Origin of the sequence: Streptomyces sp. NPDC006140, from assembly GCF_040628815.1 — a bacterium.
Taxonomy (GTDB): Bacteria; Actinomycetota; Actinomycetes; order Streptomycetales; family Streptomycetaceae; genus Streptomyces.
In genome coordinates this window covers 120,856-135,387 of sequence record NZ_JBEXTS010000013.1, presented here as the reverse complement: position 1 = coordinate 135,387, position 14,532 = coordinate 120,856, and the positions used below count along the sequence as shown (strand labels likewise).

At 72.8% G+C, this 14,532-nt stretch carries 11 protein-coding genes; 7 read left to right on the top strand and 4 right to left on the bottom strand.

Annotation, left to right across the window (positions count from 1 at the left end):
• Positions 1 to 34: 34 nt before the first annotated feature.
• Complete coding sequence (locus tag ABZ386_RS30130; RefSeq protein ID WP_358966698.1) at positions 35 to 1,468, bottom strand: trypsin-like peptidase domain-containing protein; 1,434 nt, start codon at positions 1,466 to 1,468, stop codon at positions 35 to 37.
• Between the two features lie 287 nt (positions 1,469 to 1,755).
• Between ABZ386_RS30130 and ABZ386_RS30125 the strand changes: the two genes are divergently transcribed.
• The 3 genes from ABZ386_RS30125 (at position 1,756) to ABZ386_RS30115 (ending at position 4,549) form a co-directional block, all read left to right on the top strand.
• Positions 1,756 to 2,583 (top strand): glycerophosphodiester phosphodiesterase, encoded by an 828-nt coding sequence (locus ABZ386_RS30125; RefSeq protein ID WP_351340676.1) that lies wholly within the window; start codon positions 1,756 to 1,758, stop codon positions 2,581 to 2,583.
• Between the two features lie 167 nt (positions 2,584 to 2,750).
• A complete protein-coding gene (locus ABZ386_RS30120) occupies positions 2,751 to 3,389 on the top strand; it encodes an ATP-binding protein (RefSeq protein ID WP_351340673.1) in 639 nt (212 codons plus the stop codon).
• Positions 3,390 to 3,559: 170 nt separating this feature from the next.
• Entirely contained in the window at positions 3,560 to 4,549 is a 990-nt protein-coding gene (locus ABZ386_RS30115) for a DUF5926 family protein (protein ID WP_351340671.1), read from the top strand.
• A 233-nt stretch (positions 4,550 to 4,782) separates the two neighbouring features.
• On the opposite strand, the gene ABZ386_RS30110 is transcribed toward ABZ386_RS30115, so the two are convergent.
• Together ABZ386_RS30110 and ABZ386_RS30105 are read right to left on the bottom strand one after the other, a co-directional pair.
• The gene (locus ABZ386_RS30110) at positions 4,783 to 5,229 is read right to left on the bottom strand and encodes a hypothetical protein (RefSeq protein WP_356503555.1); all 447 of its coding nucleotides are present in this window, start codon (positions 5,227 to 5,229) and stop codon (positions 4,783 to 4,785) included.
• Positions 5,230 to 5,449: 220 nt separating this feature from the next.
• A complete protein-coding gene (locus ABZ386_RS30105) occupies positions 5,450 to 6,115 on the bottom strand; it encodes a bifunctional DNA primase/polymerase (protein ID WP_356616073.1) in 666 nt (221 codons plus the stop codon).
• A 502-nt stretch (positions 6,116 to 6,617) separates the two neighbouring features.
• Between ABZ386_RS30105 and ABZ386_RS30100 the strand changes: the two genes are divergently transcribed.
• The 3 genes from ABZ386_RS30100 to ABZ386_RS30090 all read left to right on the top strand — a co-directional run bounded on the left by ABZ386_RS30100 (position 6,618) and on the right by ABZ386_RS30090 (position 12,788).
• A complete protein-coding gene (locus ABZ386_RS30100) occupies positions 6,618 to 8,129 on the top strand; it encodes a PP2C family protein-serine/threonine phosphatase (RefSeq protein ID WP_114254057.1) in 1,512 nt (503 codons plus the stop codon).
• Positions 8,130 to 8,205: 76 nt separating this feature from the next.
• The gene (locus tag ABZ386_RS30095) at positions 8,206 to 9,669 is read left to right on the top strand and encodes an aminopeptidase P family protein (protein WP_358966696.1); all 1,464 of its coding nucleotides are present in this window, start codon (positions 8,206 to 8,208) and stop codon (positions 9,667 to 9,669) included.
• Positions 9,670 to 9,791: 122 nt separating this feature from the next.
• Positions 9,792 to 12,788 (top strand): glycine--tRNA ligase, encoded by a 2,997-nt coding sequence (locus ABZ386_RS30090; protein ID WP_351340660.1) that lies wholly within the window; start codon positions 9,792 to 9,794, stop codon positions 12,786 to 12,788.
• Between the two features lie 113 nt (positions 12,789 to 12,901).
• Here ABZ386_RS30090 and ABZ386_RS30085 read toward each other — a convergent pair whose 3' ends face one another.
• A complete protein-coding gene (locus tag ABZ386_RS30085; protein WP_351340657.1) occupies positions 12,902 to 13,366 on the bottom strand; it encodes an ATP-binding protein in 465 nt (154 codons plus the stop codon).
• A gap of 269 nt (positions 13,367 to 13,635) precedes the next feature.
• Here ABZ386_RS30085 and ABZ386_RS30080 point away from each other — a divergent pair, with 269 nt between their 5' ends.
• Entirely contained in the window at positions 13,636 to 14,439 is an 804-nt protein-coding gene (locus tag ABZ386_RS30080) for a hypothetical protein (protein ID WP_356616068.1), read from the top strand.
• Positions 14,440 to 14,532: the final 93 nt, after the last annotated feature.

Sequence of the window (14,532 nt, the reverse complement as noted above, 5' to 3'; positions counted from 1 at the left end):
ACAAGGGTAACGGGTCGGTGCCCGCGGGTGTGGGTCAGTTGTCGCCGACGCGGGAGCCGAGGGTGACGTCGACCGTGTGCTGCTTGCCGGCGCGCTCGTAGGTGATCGTGACCTTGTCGCCGGGCTTGTGGGTCCAGATCTCGCCGATCAGGGTGGGGCCGGAGTCGATCACCCGGTCGTCGAGCTTGGTGATGACGTCGCCGGGCTTGAGGCCCGCCTTGGCGGCCGGACCGCCGGGCTCCACCGGGGTGGCGGCACCGCCCGCGCCCTCCTTGGAGATCTGCGCGCCGCCCGAGCCATCGTCCAGCGAGACGGACGCGCCGATCTTCGCGTACACCGGCTTGCCGGTCTTGATCAGCTCCTGGGCGACGTACTCGGCCTGGTTGATCGGGATCGCGAAGCCCAGGCCGATCGAGCCGGACTGGCCGGTGCCGAAGCCGCCGTTGCCGGTGGACTGGATCGCGGAGTTGATGCCGATGACGTTGCCCTGCGCGTCCAGCAGCGGACCGCCGGAGTTGCCCGGGTTGATCGAGGCGTCGGTCTGCAGGGCGCTCATGTACGACGCCTGGCTGCCGCTGCCGTCGCTGGAGGCCACCGGGCGGTTCTTGGCGCTGATGATGCCCGTCGTCACCGTGTCGGACAGGCCGAAGGGGGCGCCGATCGCGATGGTCGCGTCGCCGACGGCCACCTTGTCCGAGTCGCCGAGGGTGAGCGGCTTGAGGTCGCCGGGGGCGTTCTTCAGCTTGATGACCGCCACGTCGTAGCCCTGGGCGTTGCCGATCACCTCGGCGTCGTACTTCTTGCCGTTCGGGAAGGTGGCGGTGAGCTTGCCGCCGTCCACGGCGTCCGCCACCACGTGGTTGTTGGTGATGATGTGGCCCTGCTTGTCGAAGACGAAGCCCGTGCCCGTGCCGCCCTCGCCGCTGGTGCCCTCGGCCTCGATCGTGACCGTGCTCGGCAGCGCCTTGGCGGCCACGCCCGCGACGGTGCCCGGGTCGCGCTTGACGTCGCCGCCGCTGGTGGAGGCGGAGACCGTCGTCGAGCCGGTGCTGTCGTCGTTGTTCTTCGCCAGCGTGTAGCCGAGGCCGCCGCCCAGGCCGCCCGCGACCAGCGCGGCCACCAGGACCCCGGCGATCAGACCACCGCGCCCGCGGCCGGACTTCGGCGCCGGCTGCTGGTACGACGAACCCCAGCCGCCCGCGCCGTAACCGGAACCGCCGTCGCCGTGCGAGGGCGCGGTGGGCGGCGGGGGCGGGGGCCAGGACGGGTCGGGGGCGGAGGAGGAGACGCCGGGACGGCCGGCGTCACCGGGAGCGCCCTGCCCGTGGCCGGGCTGTTCCTGGGGGTCCTGCCCGTACGGCCCCTGCGGGGCCTGGCCCTGGGGCGCCGGAGCAGCGGGAGCGTCCACCGGCACGGGGGGTGCGGACGGGGCGGGGGGTACCGCGGTGCCCTCGTTCTCGGTGCTCACAGCTTCTCTCCTCGATCCACGGCTGTTTCCTGGGTCGCACTGGGTACCGCTGCTCGCGCCGGTCGACGGGTCCGGCGCGACACTGCTGTGCTTGTCCCTTTGTATGCCGTCAGCTTTTCCCACGGGCCGTCAGAGCACCATAAGCGGTGGCTGTGGGTCCGGGGCCATTCTTTATATAGGTCATTACTGGCGAAAAGGATGCAATCCCAATGCCTCCGTCCGGACCTGCGAAGCCGTCGGGCCCGTCCGACCGGACGCGTACCCGCACACGGTGGCACCATGACGCGGTGACCCACGCACGGCAGCATGTGATTCAAGTCGTCGCCCACCGCGGGGCCTCCGAGGACGCCCCGGAGCACACCCTGGCCGCGTACACCAAGGCGATCGAGGACGGCGCGGACGCCCTCGAATGCGATGTGCGCCTGACCGCCGACGGCCACCTGGTGTGCGTGCACGACCGCCGGATCAACCGTACGTCCAACGGCCGCGGCGCGGTCTCCGCGCTGGAGCTCGCCGACCTCGCCGCCCTGGACTTCGGCTCCTGGAAGACCCGCGAGGCATGGAAGGGGCGCGACGAGGAGCCCGACTGGGAGCACCGCCCGGAGGACCGCGAGGCGACCTCCGTCCTCACCCTGGAGCGGCTGCTGGAGCTGGTCGCCGACGCCGGGCGCCGGGTGGAACTGGCCATCGAGACCAAGCACCCCACCCGCTGGGCGGGGCAGGTCGAGGAGCGGCTGCTGGTCCTGCTGAAGCGGTTCGGCCTCGACGCGCCGGCCTCGGCCGAGGAGTCGCCGGTGCGGGTCATGAGCTTCTCGGCGCGTTCGCTGCACCGCGTGCGGGCCGCCTCGCCCACGCTGCCGACGGTCTATCTGACGCAGTTCGTCACGCCCCGCCTGCGGGACGGACGGCTGCCCGTGGGGGTGCCGATCGCGGGTCCCTCCCTCCGCATCGTGCGCAATCATCCGGCCTGCGTCACGCGCCTGAAGCGGGCCGGCCACCAGGTGCACGTGTGGACGGTGAACGAGCCCGAAGACGTGGAGCTGTGCGTCGGCCTGGGCGTCGACGCCATCATCACCAACCGCCCGCGCGCGGTGCTCGACCAGCTCGGCCGCTGATCCTCCACGCCGGATCGGCACCACACAAGTCCCACCAGACCCATGCACACCCCTTGACCCGCGTCCCCGCCAGACGGGATCCTCCGATCTCGGCCACACCGATGAAATCCAGCCACACGATCACAGGGAGTGCTCCGGCGCGTTCGGTCCGTGTCCGGTCGCGGTGAATGCGTCACCGGAGACGGATCGGCCGGTTTCCGGTACAGGCCAATGGGGCATCCACACCGTGGCGTGGGGCGAAGGAGGTCTCGGGGGTGGCGTTGGTGGTGGCACAGGAGGTGCCCACGTCGTCGAGCATGGCCGTACCCCATGGCCCTGCGGGCGTGGGGGAAGCGAGACACCGTATGCGTGCACAGTTGCGCAGGGGTGGCGTAGCGGAATCGGTCATCGACGACGCCGTACTGATCCTTTCCGAACTCTTGAGCAACGCGTGCAAACACGGCCGGCCCCTGGGCGACGCCCTGTCCGGCGACGGCGACGTCCGTGCCGCGTGGCGCGTGGACCCGACCGGCCGGCTCATCGTCGAGGTCACGGACGGCGGCGGCCCGACCCGCCCCGCCCCGGCGACCCCGTCGGTGACGGCACACGGCGGCCGCGGACTGAACATCATCACGGCGCTCGCCGACGACTGGGGCGTCCGGGACGACATCCGCGGCGAGGTCACGGTCTGGGTCGTCGTCCACGACGACGTGTACGACCCGGACGCCGGCCACCGCCGTGACGACTTCGCGACGCGCGTCGCCGCCCCGGCGGTCTCCCAGATACCCGGACTCGACTTCGCGGACGCCTTCGACGACATGGACTGAGGCGCGGTACGCCGCGACGGGCCCGAGGTTGTCCACAGGACGGGGGACCCGGGGTTGTCCACAGGACGACGGACGACGGACCCGGGGTTGTCCACAGGATCCCGTCGCCCGGGGCACGAACGGCTAGGCTCGCGACCGTACGAGACGAGCCGCAACCGGGAGACCCACCGATGGCCAAGAAGCGACCCCAGACGAAGGCCAAGCGCCCGCAGACCACGGCCGGGGCCCGCGCCGCAGGCGCTGACGGAGCCGTTCCGGTCGTCGGTGCCCGCGAGCCCTGCCCCTGCGGCAGCGGCCGCCGCTACAAGGCCTGTCACGGCCGGGCCGCCTCCCACGCCGCGACCGAGCTGGTGCACCGCCCCTTCGAGGGCCTGCCCGGCGAGTGCGACTGGGTGGCCCTGCGCGAGCTGGTGCCCGCGGCCACGGTCGAGCTGACCCTCAAGGACGGCCTGCCGGACGGCGTCCCCGCGGTCACGCTGGCCACGGTCCTGCCGATGGCCTGGCCCGCCCTGCGCCGCGACGACGGCTCGGTCCTGCTCGGCCTGCAGAACGACACCGCGTCGGGCGACATCAGCCGCGACCTCGCCGACACCCTCCAGCGCGCCCTCGAAGCCCAGCCGGGCACGCCCGTGCAGGGCCGCCGCGCCCCGGCCGAGAGCCCGCGGCTGCAGGACCTGCTCGACCCGGAGGGCGCCTTCGAGCCAGAAGTGCACAGCGGCTTCGAGTTCTGGGTCCCGGATGCGGAGAACGCCACGCCGGAGGTGACCGCCTCCCTGGAGCGCGCCAACGCCGCGGCCATCCCGACGGTCAAGCTCCAGGGCGTGGACGCCGCGTACTGGTGCGAGACGCCGGAGAAGAACCACCTGCGGTGGGTCATGCCGCACCCCGAGGAGCAGCTTCTGGACGCTCTCGCGCGGCTGCACGCCGCGGGCCGCTCCAGCCTCGGCGAGGGCACGCGCCTGGTCGGCTCCTTCCGCGCTCACGGACTCACGGTGCCGGTGTGGGACCTGCCCAGCGGCGTCTCGGCCGAGGACGTGGAGAAGCCGGCGGCGGAGTTCGCCGAGCGCCTCGCCGCCGCCCTGGCGACGGACGCGCCGCTCACGGCGGAGGAGCGCCGGGCGCGCGGCGGCCTCACCAACCGGCAGGTCACCCTCAGCTGACGGCTCGCCGCGGGATCCGGTCCGGCCGATCCACCGGCCGGACCGGATTCCTGTGCCTGGTGGTTCACAACTCCCGGCAGGGACAAGCCAGTCGGTGACTGGAAAGGCGAGATCGAATTTGCGAACCGCCGATCTCTTGTTACCGTTCCTGTAGCCCGGTTGCTGGTGCATCCCCCGTCGCCAGCAACCGGGTCTTTCCATGCGCGCTCGGTCTCACCCAGCGCAGCCGCTCGTCAACTGACCGTCCAGACGGGCGAGTTGCTCCCCGAGCGCAGCAGCAGCGGCCCTCGTCCGCCCCGCCGGGCGAACTCCGCGACCGCCGTGTAGGCCGCCAGGTCCCCCCGCGTGGGCTCCCGGGGCGTCTCGCACGCGCCCGGCTCGTCCCCGGCCCCCACCGCGCACGTCGTCCGCACGGTCCGGTCCTCGGGCCCCATCAGGCTCAGTACGGCGTCCAGCGCCTCGCCGGTCGCGTTGCGGTAGTAGGTCCGCGCCCAGGTGACCGCGCCCTGCGTCACCACACAGGTCTGCGCCTCGATGCCCTCGGGGGAGGAGAGTTCGGGCCCGCAGCGCACCTCGGCGGCCACGACGGAGGGTTCCTCGCCGTCAGCGGCCGGAGGGTGACGACGTACGGCGCCGGAGGGGGAGGTGGTACGTGCCTCGGCGCCGCCCACGGAACTCACGGATCCCGCGGATCCCGTGGATTTCTTCGACCCCTCCGATGGCACGGACCCCGCCGACGCCACCGCCAGCGGCAGTGCGACCGCGCACGCCGCCACGACGCCCGTGAGGGCGAGGAGTCGGGCCTTTCGGGGGTCCCGGGCGCGCCCCCGGGCATGACGCGGCATGGCCCCGGAACATAACGCGCCGGGGCGGGCGCGGGGCTCGGCGCGCCCGAGGGTCCTAGAACTCGGGCGCGCTCACACCCGTACGAGTGAGGGCCTCGACCACGGCGTCCACCACGGCCTCGACGTCGGGCACCCACGGCGAGGCGGAGCCGGGCAGCGGCGCCCGCTCCCAGCGGATCTCGCCCTGGCCCGTCCCGGACGGCGGCAGCGCCAGGTAGCCGCCCTCGCCGTGGAAGCGGAGGGAGCCGGGGACGAAGTCCTTGGCGTAGAGCAGCTCGCCGAGCTGCTCCATGGAGTACGGCTTCACGAGGATCGCCCAGCGCGTGGGCGAGGCGACGACCGGGCCGAGCCGCATGCCCGAGCGGTCGAGCGCTTCGAGGGCGCGGGCGGCCGGCAGGGCCGGCAGGGAGACCGCGCAGGGGGCCTTGCCGCCGGTGGCCAGGATGATCGGCGCCGTCGGCCGGTTGCTCCACCACCAGCGGACCATGCGCTCGTCGGTGGTGGCCGCGAGGAGGCCGGGGTCGAAGGGGTGCGCGCCGGGCACCGTGCAGTCGGGGTCGGGGCAGCTGCAGCGGGAGCGCCCCTGCGGGTCCGCCGCCACGCCCGGGAGTACGGGCCACTGCCATTCCGTCGCGTAGGTCAGGGCCGCGCCGACCGGCTCAGGCCTCCCGTCACTGCGCTGGAACAGGAGCCTGCGTCGCCTTCCAGGGATCTCGCGCATGAGCGCTCGTCCTTTCCGTTGCACGCCTGGCAACACCGTGGTCCACATCACAACATGTGTCGATCACTTCACTGTGCGTACCTGTTGGCGCATCACACCCCTGCCGTGAGCAAGGGGAACCCCTATGGGTCGAGCAAGGGCTGCCTCCGCGGCCGTCCCGCCCATACTGCGTGTATCAAAAGCACGGGCGTGGCGTAGGGGTGGCGAAGTATGGCGTTTGCCGTCGCGCGTATTTCTCTCCGCCTCCGCCACGGGAGGATGGGGCACGGTCGTCGGTGGATAGGACGCCCGGTTCCGTCACCAGGTTCCGGGTGGTTCCCAACCACCCCTGGCCTTCACCGAGTACGTACCCATCACGACCGCTGTGACGCTCCGTCGAGCAAGCCCAGTCGACCGCAATAAGCCGTCACCTGCGGCAGTTTTAAGCCAACTTTGCATTTCCGTAAGAAGAAGGAGAGTTGTCCCCTCGGGCCTCACGGACACCAGGAATCCCAGCAGGACAATGCTGGACATCTCCTCACGAGTGCGTGTACATGTGGAGACACTGCTAGCGGCGCAGAATGACATGGGGGTTTGCGATGCTTTGGAGCAGTACGCGCCGGTCGGAAGGCCGGACGCCATGAACGCCCCGCACCCTCCGAAAGTGGCTGGAATCGATTCAACGGTTCCGGCTCCCGCACACACTGTCGCGCCCGTCGCGGGTACCGCCCCGGCCGCCCCCGCAAACCCACCGGCCCCGCCCGGCGCGGTTCTCCAGGACCGTCTCGCCGGCTGGGTCTCCGACCTCACCACCCTTCACGAGCTGACCGAACGCCTGGCCCGCACGGCCGCGCTCGACGAGGCACTCCAGGAACTGCTGCGGGCCGGCGCCGCGCTGGTCGGCGCCCGGCGCGGTCTCGTCGTCCTCGAACCGGGCGACGGCCTCGGCCCGGACACCACCATCGGCCTGGGCCTGGCCCGCGCCGACCTCGGCCACATCGAGACGGTGCCGCGCAGCGCCCTCTCCTACGGCCGGATCCTCGAAGGCCTCCCGGGCGGCGAGGGCGGGATCGCCGACCCCGACCTGTTCGCCGAGGAGGGGCTCGACCCCCGCCACCGCGAGGTCGCGGCCCGGCTCGGCTACGCCGCCAGCTACACCCTCCCCCTGTCCACCGACACCGCCGGCCGCCTCGGCGCCGCCGTCTGGCTCTACGACGAACCCGCCGAACCCGGCGAGCGGCCGCGCCACCTCGCCGGCCTGTACGCCCGGTACGCCGCCGAGCACCTGGCCCGGCTCCTGGAGCTGGAGCGCACGCGCACGTCCATGGCGACCATGTCGGACGAGCTGCTGCCCTCCCGGCTGCCGCGGGTGGCCGGTGTGCAGCTCGCCGCCCTGCACCGCACCGGCCCGCGCGGCGGCGGCGACTGGTACGACGCGCTGCCGCTGCCCGACGCCGCCCTCGGCCTCGCCGTCGGATCGGTCACCGGGGCGGGGCCCAGCGCGGTCGCCGCGATGGGACGGCTGCGGGCGTCCCTGCGCGCGTACGCCGTGATGGAGGGGGAGGACCCGGTGGCGGTCCTGTCCGACCTGGAGCTGCTGCTGCGGCTGACCGAGCCGGCCCGCTCGGCCACCGCCCTGTTCGGCTACTGCGAACCGGCCGCCCGCAAGATCACGCTGGCCGGTGCCGGGCACAGCCCGCCCCTGCTGATCGGAGAACGCCGCACGGAGTTCGTGGAGACGTCGGTCTCCGCCCCGCTGGGCATGCTCGCCTGCTGGGAGGCGCCCAGCGTGGAGATCCTCGCCGAGCCCGGGGAGACGGTCCTGCTGTACACCGACGGGCTGCTGCACCGCACCGGCGAGGCCACCGACCGGGCCTTCGCGCGGCTGCACGCGGCGGCGGCCGGAGTGCCCCGGGCGCTGCGCCGCGACCCCGGCGCGATCGCCGACCACGTCCTGCGCAGCGTGCTGCCGGACGGGCTGGACGCGGCGGACGGCGCGGAGGACGTCGTGCTGCTGGCGGCCCGCTTCGAGTAACGGTCCTCGTCATCGGCCCGGGCCCCCTTCCACGCCGCCGTAGAGTGGACGGTGGTCCAGTGCCGTATCGAGGAGGATGACCGTGGCGGAGGAGCTCACACCGGCGACCCCGGACGAGAGCGAAGAGCCGATCAAGCAGCGGAAGAACGGACTGTACCCCGGCGTGTCCGACGAACTGGCCGAGAACATGAAGAGCGGCTGGGCCGACACCGAGCTGCGCGACCTCCAGCCCATCCCCCAGGCCGCCGAGACCGCCGCCCGCCGGGCCGCGCTGTCCGCGCGCTTCCCGGGCGAGCGCCTGGTGATCCCCGCGGGCAACCTCAAGACCCGCTCGAACGACACCGAGTACCCCTTCCGGGCCTCCGTCGAGTACGCCTACCTCACCGGCAACCAGACCGAGGACGGCGTCCTCGTCCTGGAGCCCAAGGACGACGGCCACGAGGCCACGATCTACCTCCTGCCGCGCTCCGACCGCGAGAACGGCGAGTTCTGGCTGGACGGCCAGGGCGAGCTGTGGGTCGGCCGCCGGCACTCCCTCACCGAGGCCGAGCAGCTGTACGGCATCCCCGCCTCCGACGTGCGCGAGCTGCCCGGGGCGCTGCGCGAGGCCACCGGGCCGGTGCGCGTCGTGCGCGGCTACGACGCCGGCATCGAGGCCGCGCTGACCGACAAGGTCACCGCCGAGCGCGACGAGGAGCTGCGGGTCTTCCTCTCCGAGGCGCGGCTGGTCAAGGACGACTTCGAGATCGGCGAGCTGCAGAAGGCGGTCGACTCGACCGTGCGCGGCTTCGAGGACGTCGTGAAGGTCCTCGACAAGGCTCAAGCGACCTCCGAGCGGTACATCGAGGGCACGTTCTTCCTCCGCGCGCGCGTGGAGGGCAACGACGTCGGCTACGGCACGATCGCCGCGGCCGGACCGCACGCCTGCACGCTGCACTGGGTGCGCAACGACGGGCCCGTGCGGCCGGGCGACCTGCTGCTGCTCGACGCGGGTGTGGAGACGCACACGTACTACACGGCCGATGTGACGCGCACGCTGCCGATCAGCGGCCGCTTCAGCGAGATCCAGAGGAAGATCTACGACGCCGTGTACGAGGCCCAGGAGGCCGGCATCGCGGCGGTGCAGCCCGGGGCCAAGTACCGGGACTTCCACGACGCCGCGCAGCGGGTGCTCGCCGAGAGGCTCGTGGAGTGGGGGCTCGTCGAGGGCCCGGTCGAGCGGGTGCTGGAGCTGGGGCTGCAGCGGCGGTGGACGCTGCACGGCACGGGTCACATGCTGGGCATGGACGTCCACGACTGCGCCGCCGCGCGGACCGAGACGTACGTGGACGGCGTGCTGGAGCCGGGGATGTGCCTGACCGTGGAGCCGGGCCTGTACTTCCAGGCCGACGACCTGACGGTCCCGGAGGAGTACCGCGGCATCGGTGTGCGGATCGAGGACGACATCCTGGTCACCGAGGACGGCAACCGGAACCTGAGTGCTGCGCTGCCGCGGCGTTCGGACGAGGTCGAGGCCTGGATGGCGTCCGTCCAGGGCTGAGTTTCGGGGGCGGGGGCGCGCCCTCCGGTCGGGCCGGTCAAGAAACAGCAGGTCAGCCGTAGTTGACGTGTGAGATCATGACCGACCTTGCCGGGCCGACTCGGGGAACAGGCGCGATCACCATGAAGAACGCTCAGACGGCACTGACCATGCAGGACGCCATCCTCACCCTGCAGAGGTACTGGAGCGACAACGGCTGCATGATCACGCAGCCGTTGAACACCGAGGTCGGAGCCGGTACGGCCAACCCGGCCACGGCGCTGCGGGTGCTCGGCCCCGAGCCGTGGAGCGTCGCCTACGTCGAACCGAGCGTGCGGCCGGACGACTCGCGCTACGGCGAGAACCCCAACCGGCTCCAGACCCACACCCAGTTCCAGGTCATCCTCAAGCCGGACCCGGGCAACCCGCAGGAGCTGTACCTCGGCAGCCTGCGGGCGCTCGGCGTCGACCTGAACGCGCACGACGTGCGGTTCGTCGAGGACAACTGGGCCTCACCCGCGCTCGGCGCCTGGGGGCTGGGCTGGGAGGTCTGGCTGGACGGCATGGAGATCACCCAGTTCACCTACTTCCAGCAGGTCGGCGGCGTCGCCCTGGACCCGGTGTCGGTGGAGATCACCTACGGTCTCGAACGCATCCTGATGAACCTCCAGGGCGTGTCGCACTTCAAGGACATCCTGTACGCGCCGGGCATCACCTACGGCGAGGTGTTCGGGCAGAACGAGTACGAGATGAGCCGCTACTACCTCGACGACGCCGACATCGACACCAACCACCGGCTGTTCGAGTCGTACGCGGCCGAGGCGCGGCGCCTGCTCGACCTGGAGCTGCCGGTCCCGGCGTACACGTACGTCCTCAAGTGCAGCCACACCTTCAACGTGCTCGACGCGCGCGGCGCGATCAGCACCACCGAGCGGGCCAAGGCGTTCTCGCTGATGCGCGGGCTGACGCACGAGTCGGCGAAGCTGTGGGAGCGGCGGCGGGCCGCGCTGGAGCACCCGCTCGGGGTCGCGGCCGCCCCGGCCCCGGCCGAGCGGGCCGCGCTGCCCAAGGTGCCCGGCGTCGAGACGCTGCTGTTCGAGATCGGCGTGGAGGAACTGCCGTACGCCGACGTCCCCGCCACCACCGAGGCCGTGCGCGAGTCGGTCACCGCCAAGCTGGCCGCGACCCGGCTGGGGCACGGCGCGATCACCGTGATGGCCACCCCGCGCCGGATCGTCATCACGGTCGAGGGGGTGCAGCCGCGTGAGCGGGACACCGTGCGGACCGTGCGCGGCCCCAAGGTCGCCGCCGCCTTCAAGGACGGCGCGCCCACGCCCGCGCTGCTGGGCTTCGCCCGCAGTCAAGGCGCCGAACCGGCCGACGTGCGGATCGTCGAGGTCAACGGGACCGAGTACGTGGCGCTCACCCGGCACGAGTCGGGGCGGCCGGCCGTCGAGGTGCTCAGCGAGCTGCTGGCCGAGGTGGTGTCCGGGCTGCGGGCCGGGCGGAACATGCGGTGGAGCGATCCGGGGCTGTCGTTCTCGCGCCCCGTGCGCTGGCTGCTCGCGCTGCTGGGCCGTACTCCCCTGCCCGTGGTGGTCTCCTCGCTCTCCGCCGGCGACACCACCCGGGTCCAGCGCCAGGCGCCCTACCCGGAGGTCCGGGTCACCTCCGCCGAGGGCTACCCGCACTTCCTGCACATGCACGGCATCCTGCTCGACCGGGAGGCCCGGCGCGGGGCGGTGGTCCGCGGGGCCCTGGAGGCGGCGGCCGAGGTCGGCGGGCGGATCGACGTGGAGGACCAGGCCGGGCTGATCGACGAGATCACCGACATCCTGGAGTTCCCCTACGCCGTGCGCGGGTCGTTCGACGAGCGCTACCTCGAACTGCCCGCGAGCGTCCTGACCACCGTGATGCGCAAGCACCAGCGCTATCTGCCCGTGCTCGACGGCGAGCGCCTCATGCCGCACTTCGTCACGTTCGCCAACGCCCTGTGCGACGACGACGTGGTGCGGGCGGGCAACGAGGCCGTGCTGCGGGCCCGTTACGAGGACGCCGCGTTCTTCTGGCGGGCGGACCTGAAGGTGGCGCCGGAGGAGTTCCGGCGGCGGCTGGACAAGCTGACCTTCGAGGACCGGCTCGGCACGGTCGCCGACCGCGCCGACCGCATCGCCGCCCTCGCCCTGAACCTGGCCGGGCGGGCCGGGCTGCCCGAGGAGGCGGTGGAGGTCGTGCGCCGCGCCGGTGCGCTGGCGAAGTTCGACCTGGCCTCGCAGATGGTGATCGAGTTCTCCGGACTGGCCGGGGTGATGGCCGAGGAGTACGCCCGCCGGGCCGGCGAGTCCGCCGAAGTCGCCCGGGCCCTGGCCGAGATGGAGCTGCCGCGCTCCGCCGGCGGTGCCCTGCCCGCCGGTGACGCGGGTGCCGTGCTGTCGCTCGCCGACCGGTTCGACCTGGTGACGGGCATGTTCGTGATCGGGGCCGCGCCGACCGGGAGCTCCGATCCGTACGGGGTGCGGCGGGCCGCGATCGGACTGCTCAACGTGTTGCGGAACGTGCCCGCCGTGGCGGACGTCCGGGTGAGCGACGGGCTGCGCGCGGCGGCCGTACGGTACGCCGCGCAGGGCGTCGAGGTGCCCTTCGAGCGGGTCGCCGAGGCCGCCGAGCTGATCACCCGGCGCTACGAGCAGCAGCTCACGGACGCCGGGCACGAGCACCGGCTGGTCCAGGCCGTCCTGGTGCGGGCGGACCGGCCCGCCCAGGGCGATCGCACGCTGGCCGCGTTGGAGCGGCACATCGGCAGCGAGGCGTTCGAGGCGCTCACCGCGGCGCTGCAGAGGGTGGTGCGCATCCTGCCCGAGGAAGAGTCCTCCGGCGATGCCGACCGGTCCCTGCTGACCGCGCCCGCCGAGCTGCGTCTCGCCGAGAGCGCGGAAGCCGTACGCCAGGCCCTGCACGGCCGCGAGGACGACCTCGACGCGCTGGTGGAGGTCTCCGCCCCGCTGGTCGAGGCGATCGGCGCGTTCTTCGACGAGGTCCTGGTGATGGACCCCGACCCCGCGGTCCGTGCGGCGCGGCTGGCGCTGCTGGCGGACGTGGCGGGGCTGGCGCGGACGACCCTGGACTGGGGCGCGCTGTAGGGCGGAGGGGCACGGGCGGTGTTTCACGTGAAACACCGCCCCACCGGTGAAGACCGCCCCACCGGTGAAGACCTGCCGGTGGGCCTCAGGCCCTGGGCGCCGCCAGCGGAACCTCAGACCGCCACCAGCGGGGCGTCCTCGCGCCACTTCAGGACCTTGTCGAAGCTCACCACGGCTCCGCCCCGGCCCGGCTTGTTGCCGATGTGGACATGGTCGGCGAGCTCCTCGATGAGGCACAGCCCTCTGCCGTGCTCCGCGTCGGCGTGCGCGGTGCGGATCTGCGGGCGGGACCGGCCGGCGGAGGCCGCGGGGAACCCCGGACCCGCGTCGGCGACCTCGATCCGGCACTTCTCGCCGTCGAGGTACGCGGTGACCCGGTACGCCTCCGAGCCCGGGCCACGCCCCGTGTCCCCGCCGTGCTCCACGGCGTTCGCGCAGGCCTCGCTGAGGGCGACGGAGAGGTCGTAGGAGATGTCCGGGTCGACGCCCGCGGTCTCCATCGTGCCGATGAGAAGGCGCCGGGCGAGCGGCACGCTCGCAGCTTCGCGCCGCAGATGGAGTGACCACCAGATGCTCATGCTCCAGCCTCCTGGCCGCGGCTCGACATACCGTTACGTATTGCCCTCAGTCCCCGCATGTAAGCGTGAAGTTGACGTGAGGCCGCCCAAACGGCGGATGCGCGCTGGTCCTGATCGGTGTATGTGGGGGCGGACATCGACGCATACGGGGGCGCGGACATCGGCGCATCAGGGGGGCGCCTGGGGCCAGAGGGTGACGTTCCGGTCGTACGGCATCTTGCGGACCTGCCGCACGAGGCCTCGGGGGCCAGTGCGATGATGAGCCCGCCATGACTGCCCCCCACGCGCGCGCGACGCGCTCCGGACACACGCTCCGGATTCTGCGGGCCGCGGTGTTCGCCGCGGTCTGCGTCGTGCTGGCCGGGGCAGGTCACGCGCTCGCCTCCTGCGACGGTATCCCGCTGTGGACGCTGGGCGCCGGGTTCCTCGGAGTGGCCGCGGTGGCGGCCCCGCTCGCCGGGCGCGTGCGCTCGCTGCCGGGGATCGCGGTGCTGCTCACGGTCGGCCAGACGGTGCTGCACACACTGTTCGGCCTGGGCCAGCACGGTTCGGCCGCCGCCACCTCCTCGGTGCAGCCGGGCGTGAGCGACGCCGCGCTGGTGCAGCAGGCCGCGCGGCTCCTGTGCGGCACGACGGCGGCGGCGATCAGCCCGGCGCAGGCCCACCGGATCCTCACCGACGCCCGGCTCCAGCCCGCTCCGGACGCGCACATGACGCATCAGGACGCCGCGTCGGGCTCACTGTGGCCGTCCCTGCCGATGCTGCTCGGTCACGTCCTCGCGGCGATCGCCGCCGGCTGGCTGCTGCGTCACGGCGACCTGGCCCTGCTGCGCCTCACCGAACTGTCGGCGCAGGGCGTCGCCGAGGGGGCGCTCGTACGCTCCCTGCGGGCCGCACTCGCGCTGGCGCGGGCCCTGCGCGCCGGTCTCCCGGGAACGCCGGAGACCCCTCGGCGCACCGCGCACGCCGTGCGGCCCGCGCTCGGCATGCCGCGCACCGACGCGCTCCAGCACACGGTGATCCGGCGCGGTCCGCCCGCCGTCGCGGTTTGCGCACTCGCCCTCGCCGCCTGACGCGACGCGACCACCACTCCGCCGAGGAGGGGCCGCCGTCGCGCGGCACGCGCGCGTGCGCGCATCCCTCCGATCCTTCCCAATCGACTCACA